Below are 16982 nucleotides of genomic sequence, written 5' to 3' on the forward strand. Positions count from 1 at the left end.
GGAGCGCTTTGGAAAGGAAACAGTTGGTTGCTGAGGCAAGAGAAGCGGGTCAGCATGCAGTGCATAACCTTCAGATGATCCGGAAGAATCCGGATGTGATGCTACCAGGAAGGATTGAGAATGCTGAAGACTATCTGAATAATATGATCCGCATCGCTGATGTAGAAATGAAAAATGACCGCCTGGCAGGGCAGTCACTTGGTTTGAAATCTCGGTTAGAGAATCTCTTGATGTCCATTTTAAACCCGAAGCGTGAAAAGCACAAGGCTACCCTTTGAGATTCAAGTGCATTTATAAACTCTAAAAAATAATCCTACGGAGGCTAATAATATGAAATCAACTGGAATTGTACGTAAATTGGACGAGCTTGGACGGATAGTTATCCCTATTGAATTACGTCGCACTATGAATTTGGAGATCAAAGACCCTGTAGAGATCTTTGTTGACGACGACAAGATCATCTTCCGCAAGTATGCGCCCGGCTGTGCGATCACTGGTAGCCAGGAAGATTTGGTTCCTTTTGAAGGGAAACTGTACAGCCGCTCAGTTATTCAGAAAATGGCAGCAGCAGCAAAGATTTAAGAAGGACAGGCACGGGCTTCGGCCCCTGTCTTGGAATGTCGGACCTTAGAAATAACCTTTCCTCCGTCCGGGATTCCAAGATGCGGCTGACGCATCCAAGGTGGTGGCGGATCACATAGGTCAAGGGAGCTGAAAAGGCCGTCTTTATTGGTGCAGTTACTCCCTCGCCCACCTTGCAAATACATAGAAAGGAGGTAGCTTATGCAAATCATTCAAAAGTTAACAGTGGTTAGTAATCCTACACGAGTATTTGAAGTTGGAACCGAGATTGATAGCAGTGAAGTAATTGAGATTAAGCAGGTTGGTTCTGAGTATGAGGACCATGTTCATTCTGAGTATGTCGTTCTGGACGAAGACGGCCACATGATAGCCAGTGTCGAAAACGCTCCTGTAATCGTGGATTACAAGCAAATTGCTGAACACGACAACGAAAAATAGCCCACTGGCATGGGCTATCTCAGTTCTTTGAAAATCAAATTTTCTTGCCCCCACTATATCATGCTGGGGGCGGACTACACAAGAGGGGGAGTTCATCCATGCGTGGAACGCACACATTTCTCTTACATGAGGAAACCGTTGACTTCATCATCGATGCGGAGACCTATTTTAATCCTCCGGTTCTAAATATCCAGCAAGGCGGGGAATCCATTCAGCATCATTTTAGCAATGAGCAATTGGCTGAGCTGGAATACAAAATCCGGACTTATTTGGATGGTATCCGCTATCCAGAAACACCTGACCAACAATTACTGCTGCACGATGAATGCATTGCAGCCATCGAGGAGGGAATCGCTTGAAACGTATCGTTTTGGAACGCCTGATGCTCCGTAATTTCAAAGGTATTAAAGAACTTTTCCTCGCCGCTAATGGCGGGGACGCTGATGTCTATGGTGACAATGCTACTGGGAAGACCACTATGTTCGACGGCTTTGTCTGGCTCTTGTTCGGTAAGGACAGCCAAAACAAGGCTGACTTCGAGATTAAGGGGTTGGATGGAGCAGGAAAGGTTCTTCAGCACAAGTTGGAGCATGAGGTCGAGGGAGTTTTCCTGATCGATGGACGTCGACGCACTTTCCGTCGTGTCTTCTCCGAGAAGTGGACTAAGAAACGTGGTTCCGCGACGGACGCCTTCGAAGGGCATGAAACGAACTACTTCCTTGATGGTGTTCCTGTGAAAAAGGGAGAGTACACAGCCGAAGTCGATTCCATCATCAAAGAGGATTTATTCAAACTATTGACTTCACCTTCTTACTTCAATGAACAGCTAAAGAAAGAAGAGCGCCGAAAGACATTACTGGAGGTATGCGGTGATCTTACGGACGCCGAGGTCATTCACGGTAACAAGGAACTTGCTTCATTACCAGGTATCCTGGGAGATCGCGACCTTGAGTCACATAAAAAGGTTATCTCTTCCCGATGCACTGTGATTAATAAGGAGATCAAGGAGCTGCCAGTCCGGATCAGTGAAGTGCAGCGTCAAATGCCGGATGTTGCGGAGCTGGATGAAGAGCTCCTCAAGGAAGATATCGCGATCCTACGTAATCGGGTGGAATCAGGGGAGGCCGAGCTTTCCCGGATTCTTTCAGGTGGTGAGGTAGCGGTTAAGGAAAAGCGGCTTCGTGAAATTGAAGGCGAGCTGATCGATATTAAGAGTCTTATGCAGTCCAATGTGTTGGATAAGTTGGCTCTTAAACGTGATGAAGTGAACCGGATGCATAACGAGCTGGATAAGTACCGCCGTACAGTAGAGGACAAAGAGCAACGTATCAAGCAGAATGAGCGCTTAGTTTCTGATCGTCGGCAAGAAGCAGATCGCTTGAGAACAGAATTTGCTGAGCTGAAGAGTCTTACCTTCGAACATCCTGAAGGTCATGATGCCAATTGCCCGGCCTGTGGTCAGTCACTTCCAGAAGATCAAATTAAGGCAGCTCACGACAAAGCAGAGGCTGAATTTAATCGTCGGCTAGCGGAGCGTAAGGAGCGTATCAATAATTCGGGTAAAGCGGCGGTGGCAGAAGCTCAAAAATTCGAGCAGGAAATCATTCGGCTACGGGAAGAAATCGAAGGTTTGACCAGTACCCTCCAAACCCTGCAGGCTGAGGTCGCATCCGCTGATGATCAGCTAACTGTGCTTCGTGCAGGCGTCAAAGATCCTGCTTCTGATCCGAAATATGCCAGTAAGCTTGCCGAAGCTACTCAAGTTAAACAGCAGATTGAAGTATTGAGAACTTCAGGTGAAGATGCTGCTGCGACAGCCCGTTCCGAAATTCGCCGGCAACGTGTTGAGATCGAAGAAATGGAACGCGATCTCGCTAAATTCGATGGTGTCCGCCGGGCGCAGATGCGGGTGATGGAGCTAGAGAAACAAGAGCAGGAACTTGCAGCGGAGTATGAGCGCCTGCAGCATGAACTGTTCCTCTGTGAGGAATTCACTAAGACCAAGGTCAGCATGCTGGATGCCAAGATCAACAGCAAATTCAAGCTTGCCCGGTTCCGCCTCTTCGAAGATCAAATTAACGGCGGGATCAAGGAAGTCTGCGACACGCTTTATAAGGGAGTTCCTTATGATGGTGGGCTCAACAATGCGGCTCGTATCAATGTCGGTTTGGATATCATCAATACGCTAGGTGAACATTACGGATTTTCGGCTCCGATCTTCGTAGATAATGCCGAGGCAGTGACGAGGTTGATTGATACAGATGCCCAGGTCATTCGGCTGGTAGTAAGTGAAGCAGATAAGAAGCTACGGATTGAAACGGCAGCTATACAGGAGGCGATTTAATTGAGTACAGCACAACTTGCTTTAGTAAAACGCGACACCGTCGATGTGGTGGCGGAGAAAGTAAGGCAGTTTCAGGAACGCGGGGAAATTCACTTCCCCGCAAACTATAGTCCGGAGAATGCTATGAAATCCGCATGGCTGCTCCTTCAAACTGTTCAGGATAAGAATTATAAGCCCGCTCTTGAGACATGCACGAAGGATAGTATAGCGAACTCATTGCTGGATATGGTTGTTCAGGGTTTGAATCCGGCTAAGAAACAAGGTTACTTCATCGTGTACGGTACAAAGCTCACATTCCAGCGGAGTTACTTTGGGACGATGGCAGTCACAAAAAATGTTACAGGAGCTTCTGACATCGATGCTCAGAACATCTACCAGGATGATGAATTTGAATTCGAAATTGTTCGCGGTCGTAAGAAAATCACTAAGCATAAATCAGCGTTTAAAAACATCGATGATAGCAAGATTATTGGAGCATACTGCACGATCTATTGGGAAGACGGTAATGAGTACACCGAGATTATGACCATGAGTGAGATTCGTCAATCATGGAAGAAGTCGAAGCAAGGACCCGACAAGGAGAACAGCACACATAATGAATTCCCTGGTGAGATGGCAAAGCGTACTGTCATTAATCGAGCATGCAAGGCTTATATGAATACCTCCGATGATAGCAGCTTGATCATGAAACATTTCAAGGCACAGGATAAAATGATTGCTGAAGCTGAGGTGGAAGCAGAGATTGCAGAACATGCGAACGGAGAGATTATTGATATCACACCGGAAGCAGCAGTAGATAAAAAGGCTACTGAAGCTCCAATAGCAGAGAAGTCAAAAACTACTGAGACCAAACGACAACCGACTAGAAATAAGGCTCAAGCTGGTAATGATCTTAACAATTTTGCTGATGATGTCCCTCCTCTTGAACAAGAGATGCAGTTCTGATGATTGACATCCAATGTCTCGGCTCTAGCAGCGCCGGTAACGCCTATCGCATATCTGACGGGCATACCGTGCTTCTGCTGGAAGCCGGTTTTCCTTATAAGTCCATACAGCGTGCACTAAATTTTAGAATGTCGGACATTGCAGGTTGCCTCATCACTCACGAGCACCTTGATCATAGCAAGGCTGCTCCTGACATTATGCGAGCTGGTATCAACATTTACACCAGCGCAGGCACGGCAACTGCCAGGGGGTTGTCAGGACATCGCCTGAAGGTCATTAAAGCACTGGAACAGTTCACAATTGGTTCCTGGACGATATTACCGTTTGATATTCAGCATGATGTGGAGGAGCCACTAGGCTTCCTGCTAGCGAATACAGAGGGAGATAAACTAGTCTTCCTGACTGATACCTACTATTGCCGGCATCGATTCAAAGACCTTACTCACATCATGGTGGAGTGCAATTATTCCTTAGATATCGTTAATAAACGGGTGACTGCAGGTCACTTGCATCCTGTCCAAAAGAAACGGCTGCTTCGTTCTCACTTCGGATTGGAACATGTGAAAGATTTTTTGAAAGCCAATGATACCCGTAATGTTGAGGAGATTTGGTTACTGCATCTATCTGACGGTAATAGTGACGCAGAGCGCTTTAAGAGAGAGATTCAGGAGACTACCGGAGCTCTTGTTAGGGTGGCAGATCGATGATCAACGATAAACCTATGATGCAGAGCATGATGGGGGAGCGGATCTGGAAGTTGATGAAGGTAGATCAAGAGGAGTTTAAACGGGAAACTCGAGAATACTTCGCTCGAGCTTGTCCAGGCTGGACGGTGAAGCGGGTGAAATATCCGATTGTTTATCTTCAAGATGATAGACCCGGCCATTAAATAAGGAGGCGGTGCCGGTGGATTCCAACGTGAACCCCCAACCCACGGATGCCCATATACGAATCAACCACGAAATTCATAGAGAGCTGATCCGGCGGAAGTTCACTCAGCGACAGCGCGACATTATTGATTTCATTTTAACGTTGAGCTGGGGGTGCGGGAAGCCATCGGCGATTATACCGCAGCTGAAGCATTTTGAATTATGTGGTATTCGTAAAAATCATATTCGAGCTGAACTCATAGCTTTGTGTGGAAAAAAGGTGATTCTATGGGAGCAAAGTTTGAATATTTTCCAAATTAACAAGCACTATGACCAGTGGAGTGTTGATCCTATAGAGAGTTTTGATCTCAAAAAAATGAAAGAATTAATCAACTTAAATATCGAAAATCATTCACCAAATCTCACAAAAATGGTTCCTAAAAAGGGAACTCAGTTCCCAAATAAGGAACCGAAAATTGGTTCCCGAAAAGGGAACTCAGTTACACATTCGGGAACCAAGTTCCTAAAAAGGGAACTGTGCGGTTCCCAAAAAGGGAACTTTCCGGTTCCCAATTCGGGAACCGTGAGGCGCCACTATCCCAGTCATATCAAGGCTTTCAGCGTCTCTAAAGAAAGTATTAAAGCAATTATTAAAAGAAGCAGTAGTAATAAGAGTATTTTATCTGAAATAGATACAGAGCCAAAAACCATCAACAGCAGCCCTAATTATTCCTTCGGATACCTGTACCAAGCCTATGAAAAAAACTTCACAGAAGACGGTAAGGTAACTCCTTTTGAAACTGAAGAATTTGGAGCGCTCTTCGATGAATATGGCGGAGAGTGGATGCTGAAGGCAATGAGGGAGGCCAGTAGGCATAAGGTCTTGACCCTCGCTTATGTCGGGGGGATTTTAAAGGGTTACCGGAAACGTGGAGGACCTGAGGCTGTGACTAGTGGGGGACGTGATTCGCCTGCAATTACAACCATTCCTGAAAATGATCCGATCATGGACCGGATACGAAAGGCAGATGAACAACGACTTGCTCAATACGGAACTGCTTGAAATTGAAATCTTAGGTTCTTTCTTCCTTGATCCGTCCCTTGTTTCTGAAGTTGCAATGTCCATCCAACCTTCTGTATTCACTCAGCCTTGGCATCGTAATTTGATCAAGATGATTCAAGAGCTTCACCAACAGGGGAAGGAATTGTCCTTTACCACCTTCGCAACAGTGTTCGGGAAGCACCTCGAAAGAGTAGGCGGATTTGATTATCTGACAAAATTAACCCATTCGGCTGTAACTGCCGGACGAATTGAAAACAATGTTCGTGAACTAATCGAAGCGGATGCGCGCAGAAAAGCAATGGCACTGGTTGAAGAGTACAAAGACAAATTCTCCGATTTTTCCGCCGGTAGCTTCGAGAGCATTCTCGATGAGTTTGAACAGCGTTCGTTGGATATACGACCAAAGGCGCTTCAGCAGGACACCAGGATGGATGACATCATCGATTGGTACGAGGAATTGGTTCTTAAAACTCAAGATCCAGGTCGTGCTCTTGGCATAATGACAGGTTGGGATGCTATCGATCGCCTGACTCTTGGCTTCCAGCGCACAAATCTGATCGTAGTAGGTGCCAGGACGAGTATCGGTAAATCGGCATTCGCTAATGAAATCGAGCTCAGAGTGACCAAACGAGGGTTTAAGGTGGCGAGCTTTTCACTCGAAATGTCCAAAGGACAGAAGTACAACCGAGCTCTATCGAATTTATCAGGAATATCAATGCAGGCGATTCGTTCAGGTAATTTGACCCCAGGTCACTTGGAGATGATTTCTCGACACATGGATTTGGTTCGACGGATTCACATCGATGATAGCCGTGGCGTAACGGCAGATTATATCTGTTCGGAGATGCGTCGGTTAAAGAGACAGGAAGGTCTGGATTTAGTAATCGTGGATTACCTGCAGGAAGTTCTTGAGGAAGCTGCGGCAAATGACAACAGTGGATCTGGTCTTCACCGGGTCTGTCAGAAGCTTCGTAAGGCAGCGAAGGATTGTGACTGTGTGATGGTTGGATTATCCCAAGTGAAACAAGAAGTGGATACACGGCAGAACAAGAGGCCGTTCATCTCAGACTTGTCTGGAAGTGCAGCGATAAGCGCGGTGGCTGATGACATTATCATGTTGTATCGGGATGAGTACTACAACCAAGATACACCTGATCCGGGAATCATGGAGGTTAATCTGGCCAAGCAGCGGAACGGTCCAACAGGAATGGTAAAACTTAATTTTAAAAAAGAAACACAGCAGATTGCATAAGGGGGCAACGGCATGAAGCAGGGGAAGCGGCCAACGAAGAAACAGAAGATCATGATTACAGCAGCGAAGGGTCTGGTGCTGGAGAATTGGTTGGTGGAAAGGGAGACACCAACACAGCTTGTGTTAATTCATCGAAAATCCGGCAAGCCGAAGACGATCAGTAAGGGGGCCTAACGATGGGTAGGAGGAATTACTGGCACGTGTATAACCAGATGCGTCGTCATTATATAGATACCGGAGTTGCTCTGGGACGTACCGATCTGCTTTCTGAGTTTTCGGACATGGAGCCCACGGAAGTGGATGAGGGTATTGCTGAGTTTGAACTCGCGATCGGTATACGAATGAGGGGAGTCGATCTTAATGGTTGTAAAGAAGCGTAAGCCGATTGATCCATTCTTTCAGCAGCAAAATTACTTCGTTGTTATGGATGAGACTGGAGCGATGGCAGGTATGGTGTACGTTCTTGATACAGCGATGATGCCGGTTAAGCATCGAGGAGGGAAACGTAATGATTCAGTTTACGGTTTACGGAGAACCGGTCGCCCAGGGCCGGCCTAAATTTAGCACTGCCGGTGGATTCCCGAGAGCCTATGATCCGGCCAAATCAAGAGATTATAAGGATTATGTCCGTTTGGCTGCCAGTGAGTATGCGCCAGCAGCGCTGCTGGAAGGACCTCTCGGAATTGCGGTTACTGCCTTCCGCTCTACACCTAAGAGCTTTAGTCAGAAAAAAGCAGCGGCTGCAGAGCGTGGTGATATTCTCCCAGTGACAAAGCCTGATGCGGACAACTATCTGAAGGGTGTTAAGGATGCGCTGAAGGGCATCATCTGGAAGGATGATAGCCAGGTAGTGGACGCTTTTGTTCGTAAGCGGTACAGCGCTAGACCGCGCATTGAAGTGAAGATCAAGCAACTCCAATAAAAAACTTGAGGGGAAGATCGATATGATAAAGGATTATGCGAAATTTAGTGCAACTATTGCCAAAGGAATTAAAGTCGGAGATGCCGACGTTGAAGTCAAATTGCTTGTGCCACTGAGAGTCATGCAGGAGAATTTCTTGTTCCTCAGCAGCAATCAAGGGGAAAAGATCAATGTCTTCATGGGAGATCCGCAGGCTGCTTTTGATTTCGATGAAGAGGACGGAGATATATACCGGGAAGTCACTGGCCGTCGTGTCACAACTGATGCTTCCGGTATCGTGATGAGCACAGAGAAGCTTGGTGAAGAAGATCCCGATCAAGGTAATCTCTTCGAGCAGCAGGAGGGTGAATCGAGCGGCGAGCAGAAGACTGATGATATTGAGATTGTTGAGCCGGATGCGGAAGAAGACACTAATGGCGTTCAATCATCTGAAGAAGATATTAATGATGGCGGTTCTGATGAGCGTTCAGAGGGTGCAGAACTCGAACCTGATTGGATGAATGATGGAGCTGGAACTGACAGCCAAGATTACGAGGGTGATCCTGTTGAATCAGGGGAACAAGTTGTGAAAGGTGAAAGCTCTGATCTACGTGAAGCTTCTGCAGATGAGACAAGTAAGGAAGAACTGGACGCTTTTATCCTTGCTGAACGCCCAATCTTTCCTGAAGTCGAATATGATGGACAGCCAATCCCATTCCCTGTTCTTCTGGAGAAACGTATCAATGAAGATAAGACATGGCGCGAAATCGCTAATGAAAATGGCATGACCAGTGGGCAACTATCGACAAGATGGACGGCATATCGCAAGCTGGCAGCAAAGAAAATGAAGAATGGAGGAGCAGCGTAAGCTGCTTTTCTCTTACCTAGGGAGGTGTCACTTTGATCTTTGCGGTTTATGCAATGGCAATTGATAAATATATCGAAGTGGTTTGGGAAACGGCAGTGAGGAAACATCGGATTGCCGAGCTTCGGACACTTATCGATCAAGCACTGGATGAGCGAGATGAGGAGATCTTTTATCGGTATTCGACGGAGTTAAAAAGATTAAGGAAGGGGGAGTGAAGAAATGAAAGACCTAATACAGGTAGAGCTAGAGAAGCTTGAACCTCGGATTAAGTGGGTTACAAATATGATCAATGAAGCTGAAAATGAGGGGGTTTACAACGAGGGAGATCCTCAAGAGATGTATCTTCGGGGTATGTTTTATCAGATTAGCAGTAAATTGGACGAGGTTAGGCGGTATATACGCCAAGTGACGGCACCTGTGATTGAAGAAGGTTTACTTCACAAAGGGAAAGATGGTAGATACACAACCGGAAAGCATGCTTATTACACGTCCGGTGCTTCTATTGAATATTTATCCGAAGATTCTACAGGAGAGAGTCGCTGGGTGTACTCTCATGTGGAGCACAATGGAGATTATTATATTGTCAGTAATCCGAAGCTTCCAATGGAAGGACTACGGGTTAGGGTCAAACAACTGCCTATGTGGGATTAAAGGTGCTTAGCTCAAATCATTAGGGGGTGTATTAATGCGAAACACATTAGGAGATTTGAATAATCACCTGTTTGCTCAATTAGAGCGGCTAAGTGACGAGGAATTAACCGGAGAAAAATTGGCGGATGAGATCGGTAGAGCAAAGGCTGTGACAAGCGTCGCTTCTCAAATTATTGCAAATGGTTCCCTTGTATTGGATGCAATAAAGCTGACTGATGACAAAATGAATGCTAATACAGCCATCCCTAAGATGTTGGAGGGATAATCAATGTTCCGATACAGTTTGGAGCACAAGGAATTTATCAGCACCAACATTCATGGACGATATGTTCTGGAATTGACTTCAATGTTTAATGAGAAGTTCGACGTGGAGATCCAGCCTTCGCAAATGAGAGCCTTCATCAAAAATAACGGGTTGAAGAGCGGAATCGATGCCAGGATCAAACCGGGTAGCGTTCCACCCAATAAGGGAAAGAAGAAGTTATGGACCGGCGGCGAAGATACTCAATTCAAGAAGGGCCATAAGCCGCACAATTACGTCCCTGTAGGCTCCGAGAGGGTCAATGGGGATGATTATGTCGATATCAAGATTGCCGACCCGAATAAATGGCGTGGAAAACACCTGATCATTTGGGAGCAGTACTGCGGTTGCTCTGTTCCCAAGGGACATGTAGTCATCTTTGGGGATGGGGACAGGCGCAACTTCGATCCATATAATTTGATTCTGGTTACCCGAGGGCAACTGGCGATCATGAATAAAAGAGGGTTTATCCAAAATGATGCAGAGCTCACAAGGAGTGGTATTATTTTGGCCAACATTATTCAAAAAATGGGGGAAAGAAAGCGGAGCAGACGTTAATGTACTTAATTGAACTGCAGCAAAAACTTTCTACTGATGAAAAACAATAATTGCAAAGACCCCCATTACCTTGGCCGGGGCGGGGGTCCTTCAGTTAAGCCATCCTCTTGACATTATAGCATAAAGGGGAGTAGGGGGATGGCGATGGCGATGGCGTGGGGGCAGGATGAGCTTTTTCCAACAGCGAGTGAGGCAGAGATCCAGCGGACAAAGTTCCTCCTTTGTAAATTTAAAAGCATGTCGTTGTTAATGAACGACTATGAAGGATTTATGCAAGATATGCAGCAAGTGTCTATTGATGGAGAAGTCGCACGAAGGATCGATCAAGATGAGCTGCACGCCGACAAGTCTGCTAATGCCGTTATTCTGATGGAAAAGCAACGGTGGGTATACGAGCAGTATCAGCTTTATACAGGGGTTATCCGGCGAGCAACTGCTCTAATTCAGGACAAGGAAGCACGCGATGCAATTCAACATAGATATATTGAAGGCCATTCATTTAAGGAAACAGTAATGTTTTTTCGACATGGCATGAGTGATAGTACAATTCGGCGGAAGCTCAACGAAGGGATCGATAGTATTGCAAATACATTAAAGCTGATGGGGTTCTTCGATAATGATAATTCGGAATTTTAAATGTTTAACATAAACGAATTATGATTGGAACAGCGACTGACGAAGAGAGGAATTGTTCCAAGTCTTTCGCTGTTTCACTTCAGTACGTGTCCTATAATTCAATTTCCCAGGCTCTTTGTTCAAGCTTTATATTCTTATTTACAAATTGAGGTCTGTTCCATATCGCCATAGTTAAAAAAATAACTGAATTAACGAATAAAAACCGATAATTTTTTTCTTTTTTTATATCTCCTGGAGTATTGGCTTGTAACTGTAAACAATAATTAGAAACAGGCTGACTAGAAAAACTCAATTCCTCAAGATTATGTGCAAATTCATTTCGTACTTTCCTAATCATATTAGCTTCTCTGGCTTCTTTGTCTGTAATAAAACCTAGGGCATGACATAGCTTGATTTTAGAACTAAATGTTCCAAGTGGTGAGTTCGGACCATTAAACAGTTCTGCTTTCGAGAAGTTGTCTACTAACGTTTCCTTGAGCAAATATTCTAATTTAGATTCAACCATTGCCGCTCCAATCAAAGCTGCTCCTCTATCTGTTTCCTTTTGGAAATATCCAATAAAATCAGTAAATGTTTCAAGATTGTTTTTTTTCATACCTAGCCTCCAATAGCATAGTTGTCTTTTATTTATAAAATTCGGTTGAATTATTTAATTTAGATGGAAGTAATCGATCTAAAATGATCGCGATTTGAGCATAGCTTGACCGTATGTTGAACACCATATGACGCTTTTTCCATGCTACTATGAGATTGTGGAAATCAGGCGAGAGTGACACATTCGGCCGCAGCAGCGGCGCTTAAGAGAAGCGTACCTCCTCTCGCTTTTTCTATGAAAACATTTGAAGTAGCTTGAAGATCATGGCTATTGATGCACCACCAACAAGAATTTTTAATATGACTGGTTTAAAAGCTTCGCTCACTCTATCCATAAGTATAGTCACCTCCGTTATTTGTAGGACTAAAGTTCGACACCAAAAGAGGGAATTCCTTCCTTTGTGACGAATACAGACCTATACGATCATATTCGCGGAGGGGTTTCAAGTGGCAAGAAGAAAGAGTAAGGCGAAGCAGGAAGAGGAATTTGTAAACGGGGTAATGGTACTATCGTTATTCGGATCACTTGCCTTAACGTATACATTAACGAAATCGATTCAGGTCTCAATTATTGTATGTATCCTAGTCGTAGCAGTTGTTATTGCGGCACTGATATCGCGTAAATTGAAGCATGAAGAAAGATTGAAGAAATCTGGTATTGCTGAGATCGATAAGATGGAGGGAGTTCAGTTCGAACAATACCTTGGCCACCTATTTCGATCTCAAGGATACAAAGCTGAAGTTACACAAGCAACAGGTGATTACGGCGCTGATCTGGTCCTATCTAAAGACGGGAAGCGAATTGTTGTCCAGGCTAAGCGATACAGTAAGAATGTTGGATTGAAGGCAGTTCAAGAGGTTCGCGGCGCAGTTTCGCATTACGGCGCGTCAGCTGCTTGGGTTGTAACGAACAGAGATTATACTGAGCAGGCTTACAAGCTAGCGAATTCAAATAATGTGCGTCTCATCGGCCGTGAAGAACTTATTGAAATGCTTCTGCAAATGAGAGAGAAGATGACAGCTGCTAAAAGAGCCAGTAATGCTAAGACGAGTGCTTAAGCGAAATAGTTAGCAATACAAAGCATGACATGTAAATAGATGTGCAAAAGCCTTATATTCACCGACGGTGGCTTTGACTCTTATTTCACCGGCTCTGTAAAATGGTCTTGTTCTCCTTTTTTACAAAGTCCGTAAAGATTTTAAGCAAAGAGCACAGCGCATTTGCTGCGGATGCGTAGCGGACGCCGTTCTTTATAAGCGTGTGAATTTGTCTGAAACGAAATTTCATCGCTAAAAATCATACATATCAAAGCTAAAGTCGCTCATTATTGGGTGGCTTTTTCTATTGGGGGAGTTAATTTGAAGAAGAAAAAACAGCAACGGCGATTAAAAGATCCGCCTCGGCAGCCAACTAAGTGTAAGGGTTGCATATGGGGCCGTTGGGAAGGAACAGCGCAGTTTTGTGGAAGGCCGATCTGTGTAAAAAAAACTAAGTAGAAATATAAAAATATTGTAAGATTTTAACTTGTGGCTTAGTATTGTTTTGGGGGGATGATAATGAATAATAGAACCAAAGTGCAGAATCCACTTACGATAATAGCAATTTTTGCGGGAATTGCTGAAATAGCTGGTACAGGAGTTTTACTAGGATTACCTTTAGAGATTCAAAAAATATTTATTTGGTTCGTCATGCTATTTCCTATTGGTTTAGTGGGGCTTTTTTTTCTTGTGCTTTTGTTTAATCATAAGGTGTTATATGCCCCGAGTGATTTTTCAAATGATCAATTATTCGTAGATCTTTTAAATAAAGGTAAGGTCCAAAGTGTTTTAAAAGACGCAACTAACATAATTCAAGAAGCAAAAGAGATTACGCAAACTGCCTCTGAAGATGAACAATCTCCTGAGGAGACTAAGTTATTAGGAAAACTTAATACGTTAACTAATATGCTAGAAAGTGCACTTCAATATAATGAAGAAAATTATGAGGATGTCTCAAGTTTCCTTAATGCACAGGGAGATTCAACAAATGTACAAAATTTAATTATAGAGCAGTTAGAAAAAGTAGGTAGTAATGGCATATGGTTAGATGATCTATGCAAAAAAATCTCGGTTAGCAAAGGTAAAGTAACTATATTAGTTCAAGTATTATTGAATAAAGGAGTAATAGTAAAAAAGAATGGGAAATATATGCTTAAACTATGAAATATAATGCAAAAGTATCCTATTAGGGTGCTTTTTTTTGCCTATAAACAGCCTTCTGTGAGCCGTTCTCAGGCTTAATATGAAAGAACGTGTGTTTGTGTGGTGAAGGGAAAATAGGAGCGGGACAGGCTGATTCTCTTCATCTCTTGCCGGATATCTGCCTGCCCAAAGATGAAAAACCAACTCAACTCAAATGCAATAATTATGAAAGATAAATCTGAGAAGGAAATGGTATACAGAATATAGAATACACTTCTTCATATAAACTAATATCAAAAGGAAGAGGTTCTATATGAGAGATGTTCATGTACAGATTTTTAATAGTGGCATGTACTACACAAAAAAATATGATCTGGGTAGCTATTGGGAAGTGAATCAAATTTTCACCAGAGAATATACTTACGATTGCTACTGTCCTAAGTGTGAGAGGGGAAGTGTTTTCACAAAGGTGCCAGAACCCCATAGTATTGGCGGTGCCAGTATTCCTTTTGTGGATACTATTCCTAGCCAAAGAGAAGTATGTAAAAGTTTGACTTTACATTGTTCTCGTAATGAGCACCATACTATTAGTTTTTATTTTAGGCTCTACAAACCTTCAATTCATTATATTGAACTTACTAAAGTTGGGCAGTATCCCTCAATTGCAGATTTAAGTAATGCAGATACAAAAAAATACTCGAAAGTATTGGGGAGGACTGACAACCACGAACTCAATAAGGCTATAGGATTATTTGCTCATGGTGTTGGTATAGGATCATTTGTTTATTTAAGACGTATTTTTGAAAATTTGATTGAAGAAGCACATCAACAGGCTATAGGAAGTCCGGAATGGGATGATTCAGAGTATTCTTCATCAAGAATGAATGAAAAGATAGCCTTATTAAAGGAATATGTTCCTGCATTTTTGCTTGAAAATAGATTTATTTACTCAATACTTAGTAAAGGTATACATGAATTAAGTGAAGAGGAATGTAAAGAAGCTTTTCCTGCTGTGAGAATAGGGATTGAGTTCATTCTCGACGAAAAAATCAATAAGCAGGAGGAGTTACAAAAGAGATCTGCTGCAAGACAATCTCTTGAGGAACTACATGCAAGATATAAATAAAGATACATACTTTAAGTCACTCTACGGAGTGGCTTTTCATTTTTTAGGGAGGCCCCACCATGGACATCAGAATCATACCGATCGAGCAGCTCAATGCAGCTGTCTATAACCCCCGCGTCGACCTTCAGCCGGGAGATCTAGAATACGAGAAGCTTCGCCGCAGCCTGGATGAATTCGGCTACATTGACCCGATTGTGTGGAATGAACAGACCGGAAACATGGTCGGCGGCCACCAACGATACAAGGTGCTGGTAAATGAGCAGGGCTGCACGGAACTGGCCGTTTCGGTAGTCAACTTAGACCCGGATCGGGAGCGACTGCTGAATCTGGCACTGAATAAAGTGTCTGGTCGCTGGGATGACGAGGCGCTGGCGCAATTACTAGGTGAGCTGCAAGAGGGTGGGGCCGATCTGGCGCTGTCCGGTTTTGATGCAGGAGAAGCTGAGAGGTTAATCGCTGATTTCACTGAGCCGGCTGCTGATCAGCTTGGAGATTTCCAGAACCGTGAGTTAGATGTCAGTGAATTCGATGAGTCACGCTTTGATTGTAAATGTCCTCGTTGTGGATTCGTCTTTGATAAAGAGGACGCTTCATGAGTCGTCCAGCATGGGATTGGAGGTTATCAGATCTTTCCAACGTCCAGAAGAATGGGAGAATGGTATTTTCTTGCTTCTCCTGTGGCGGTGGCTCTACGATGGGATATAAGCTGGCAGGATACACGGTGCTGGGCAATGTAGAGATCGACCCACAGATGATGCGGATCTATCGGCAGAATCATAAGCCGAAGTATCCATTTTTGTTGCCCATTCAGGATTTCAAGGCGTTGCCTAATCAAGAGCTTCCACCTGAGTTGTTTGACCTAGATATCTTGGATGGTTCGCCGCCTTGTAGCGTGTTTTCCATGGCAGGAGATCGAGAGGACAAGTGGGGTGGGGAGCATGCTTTCCGCGAGGAACAGGCAGTGCAGCGACTGGATGATCTATTCTTTGATTTCTTGGATGTGGCTGAGAAGCTTCGGCCCAAGGTGGCTATCGCCGAGAACGTTCGAGGCATGATGGTTGGAAAAGCCCGGGGCTTCATCAGTTTGGTCTTGTCTCGCTTTCGAGAGCTTGGGTATAAGCCACAACTCTTTCTACTAAATTCGGCTACTATGGGCGTCCCTCAAAAAAGGGAACGCCTTTTCTTTATCGCTTCTCGGGAGGATCAAAACCTTCCATCGCTCCAATTGGAATTCAACGAGCCGCCTATACTATATGGAGATATTCGTAGTGGAGAGGGTTCTCCGATAAATCCAGATAGCAAGACATATACCCGCTGGCATAAACGACGTCCACCAGATTTAAATATGGGCGATGTGACTGAACGAGAAGAAGGGAAAATGAGCAACTTCAACACGATCCTGCTTAAAGATCAGAAGGTAGCGAACACTCTAGCCAGTTCATCTGTGTTTCTTCGGACGGATCAGCCGAGACACATCAGCGATATGGATGCGATTCGTATGCAGACATTTCCTTCGGATTATGATTTTATGGATGCTAATGTGCAGTATGTATGCGGTATGAGCGTTCCGCCGTTGATGATGAAGAAGTTAGCGGAGCAGATCAATCTTCAATGGTTAAGTGAAAAATAGATAAAAAGGTGTAAATATCGATACATCTAAATATATGTTATTA

At 44.2% G+C, this 16982-nt stretch carries 26 protein-coding genes; 25 read left to right on the forward strand and 1 reads right to left on the reverse strand.

The annotated features are described in order from the left end of the window. The first annotated feature begins 8 nt into the window (after window positions 1–8). The 20 genes from UQ64_RS03235 (at window position 9) to UQ64_RS03320 (ending at window position 11408) form a co-directional block, all read left to right on the forward strand. Window positions 9–278: a hypothetical protein gene (locus tag UQ64_RS03235; RefSeq protein ID WP_060622078.1), complete on the forward strand. Its 270-nt coding sequence runs from the start codon at window positions 9–11 to the stop codon at window positions 276–278. 52 nt (window positions 279–330) lie between these two features. Continuing rightward, complete coding sequence (locus UQ64_RS03240) at window positions 331–582, forward strand: AbrB/MazE/SpoVT family DNA-binding domain-containing protein (protein ID WP_060622079.1); 252 nt, start codon at window positions 331–333, stop codon at window positions 580–582. A 201-nt stretch (window positions 583–783) separates the two neighbouring features. Beyond that, window positions 784–1020, forward strand: coding sequence for a hypothetical protein (locus UQ64_RS03245; protein WP_060622080.1), 237 nt, complete (start codon window positions 784–786; stop codon window positions 1018–1020). Window positions 1021–1118: 98 nt separating this feature from the next. Beyond that, window positions 1119–1379, forward strand: a complete 261-nt coding sequence (locus tag UQ64_RS03250) for a hypothetical protein (protein WP_060622081.1) — start codon at window positions 1119–1121, stop codon at window positions 1377–1379. After that, window positions 1376–3364: a hypothetical protein gene (locus tag UQ64_RS03255; RefSeq protein ID WP_060622082.1), complete on the forward strand. Its 1989-nt coding sequence runs from the start codon at window positions 1376–1378 to the stop codon at window positions 3362–3364. Before UQ64_RS03250 ends, UQ64_RS03255 begins: the two co-directional genes overlap by 4 nt. Next, on the forward strand, window positions 3365–4309 hold the full coding sequence (locus UQ64_RS03260; protein WP_060622083.1) for a recombinase RecT: 945 nt from the start codon (window positions 3365–3367) through the stop codon (window positions 4307–4309). It abuts the gene before it with no gap. Next, entirely contained in the window at window positions 4309–5016 is a 708-nt protein-coding gene (locus tag UQ64_RS03265; protein ID WP_060622084.1) for an MBL fold metallo-hydrolase, read from the forward strand. The genes UQ64_RS03260 and UQ64_RS03265 overlap by 1 nt, the downstream gene beginning before the upstream one ends. Then, on the forward strand, window positions 5013–5198 hold the full coding sequence (locus UQ64_RS03270) for a hypothetical protein (protein ID WP_060622085.1): 186 nt from the start codon (window positions 5013–5015) through the stop codon (window positions 5196–5198). Before UQ64_RS03265 ends, UQ64_RS03270 begins: the two co-directional genes overlap by 4 nt. 29 nt (window positions 5199–5227) lie before the next feature. Next, entirely contained in the window at window positions 5228–6241 is a 1014-nt protein-coding gene (locus UQ64_RS03275; RefSeq protein ID WP_280818146.1) for a replication protein, read from the forward strand. Then, entirely contained in the window at window positions 6174–7493 is a 1320-nt protein-coding gene (locus tag UQ64_RS03280; protein ID WP_245237840.1) for a replicative DNA helicase, read from the forward strand. The genes UQ64_RS03275 and UQ64_RS03280 overlap by 68 nt, the downstream gene beginning before the upstream one ends. A 12-nt stretch (window positions 7494–7505) precedes the next feature. Beyond that, window positions 7506–7667 (forward strand): DUF6906 family protein, encoded by a 162-nt coding sequence (locus UQ64_RS31200; protein WP_167348450.1) that lies wholly within the window; start codon window positions 7506–7508, stop codon window positions 7665–7667. Between the two features lie 2 nt (window positions 7668–7669). Further along, complete coding sequence (locus UQ64_RS03285; RefSeq protein WP_060622087.1) at window positions 7670–7873, forward strand: hypothetical protein; 204 nt, start codon at window positions 7670–7672, stop codon at window positions 7871–7873. Then, complete coding sequence (locus UQ64_RS30630) at window positions 7854–8051, forward strand: hypothetical protein (protein WP_156417430.1); 198 nt, start codon at window positions 7854–7856, stop codon at window positions 8049–8051. Before UQ64_RS03285 ends, UQ64_RS30630 begins: the two co-directional genes overlap by 20 nt. After that, on the forward strand, window positions 8002–8415 hold the full coding sequence (locus tag UQ64_RS03290; RefSeq protein ID WP_060622088.1) for a RusA family crossover junction endodeoxyribonuclease: 414 nt from the start codon (window positions 8002–8004) through the stop codon (window positions 8413–8415). The genes UQ64_RS30630 and UQ64_RS03290 overlap by 50 nt, the downstream gene beginning before the upstream one ends. 22 nt (window positions 8416–8437) lie before the next feature. Next, window positions 8438–9262, forward strand: coding sequence for a hypothetical protein (locus UQ64_RS03295; protein WP_060622089.1), 825 nt, complete (start codon window positions 8438–8440; stop codon window positions 9260–9262). A gap of 32 nt (window positions 9263–9294) precedes the next feature. After that, window positions 9295–9477: an IDEAL domain-containing protein gene (locus tag UQ64_RS03300; RefSeq protein WP_060622090.1), complete on the forward strand. Its 183-nt coding sequence runs from the start codon at window positions 9295–9297 to the stop codon at window positions 9475–9477. 4 nt (window positions 9478–9481) lie between these two features. Continuing rightward, window positions 9482–9913 (forward strand): DUF5348 domain-containing protein, encoded by a 432-nt coding sequence (locus tag UQ64_RS03305; RefSeq protein WP_060622091.1) that lies wholly within the window; start codon window positions 9482–9484, stop codon window positions 9911–9913. A 34-nt stretch (window positions 9914–9947) separates the two neighbouring features. Continuing rightward, window positions 9948–10178 (forward strand): hypothetical protein, encoded by a 231-nt coding sequence (locus tag UQ64_RS03310; protein WP_060622092.1) that lies wholly within the window; start codon window positions 9948–9950, stop codon window positions 10176–10178. 3 nt (window positions 10179–10181) lie between these two features. Beyond that, window positions 10182–10772 (forward strand): HNH endonuclease signature motif containing protein, encoded by a 591-nt coding sequence (locus UQ64_RS03315; RefSeq protein ID WP_060622093.1) that lies wholly within the window; start codon window positions 10182–10184, stop codon window positions 10770–10772. Between the two features lie 144 nt (window positions 10773–10916). Then, complete coding sequence (locus UQ64_RS03320) at window positions 10917–11408, forward strand: hypothetical protein (protein WP_060622153.1); 492 nt, start codon at window positions 10917–10919, stop codon at window positions 11406–11408. A gap of 91 nt (window positions 11409–11499) precedes the next feature. Here UQ64_RS03320 and UQ64_RS03325 read toward each other — a convergent pair whose 3' ends face one another. Further along, window positions 11500–12003, reverse strand: a complete 504-nt coding sequence (locus UQ64_RS03325; protein WP_060622094.1) for a hypothetical protein — start codon at window positions 12001–12003, stop codon at window positions 11500–11502. A 446-nt stretch (window positions 12004–12449) separates the two neighbouring features. Between UQ64_RS03325 and UQ64_RS03330 the strand changes: the two genes are divergently transcribed. From UQ64_RS03330 to UQ64_RS03350, 5 genes are all read left to right on the forward strand, one after another. Beyond that, a complete protein-coding gene (locus UQ64_RS03330; RefSeq protein WP_245237841.1) occupies window positions 12450–13061 on the forward strand; it encodes a restriction endonuclease in 612 nt (203 codons plus the stop codon). Between the two features lie 498 nt (window positions 13062–13559). After that, a complete protein-coding gene (locus UQ64_RS30635; RefSeq protein WP_167348451.1) occupies window positions 13560–14204 on the forward strand; it encodes a helix-turn-helix domain-containing protein in 645 nt (214 codons plus the stop codon). 292 nt (window positions 14205–14496) lie between these two features. After that, complete coding sequence (locus tag UQ64_RS03340) at window positions 14497–15309, forward strand: hypothetical protein (protein WP_060622095.1); 813 nt, start codon at window positions 14497–14499, stop codon at window positions 15307–15309. 59 nt (window positions 15310–15368) lie between these two features. Further along, window positions 15369–15905, forward strand: a complete 537-nt coding sequence (locus tag UQ64_RS03345; protein WP_060622096.1) for a ParB N-terminal domain-containing protein — start codon at window positions 15369–15371, stop codon at window positions 15903–15905. After that, entirely contained in the window at window positions 15902–16939 is a 1038-nt protein-coding gene (locus tag UQ64_RS03350; protein ID WP_060622097.1) for a DNA cytosine methyltransferase, read from the forward strand. The genes UQ64_RS03345 and UQ64_RS03350 overlap by 4 nt, the downstream gene beginning before the upstream one ends. Window positions 16940–16982: the final 43 nt, after the last annotated feature.

It is taken from the genome of Paenibacillus etheri, assembly GCF_001012825.1.
GTDB classification, from domain to species: Bacteria; Bacillota; Bacilli; order Paenibacillales; family Paenibacillaceae; genus Paenibacillus_AQ; species Paenibacillus_AQ etheri.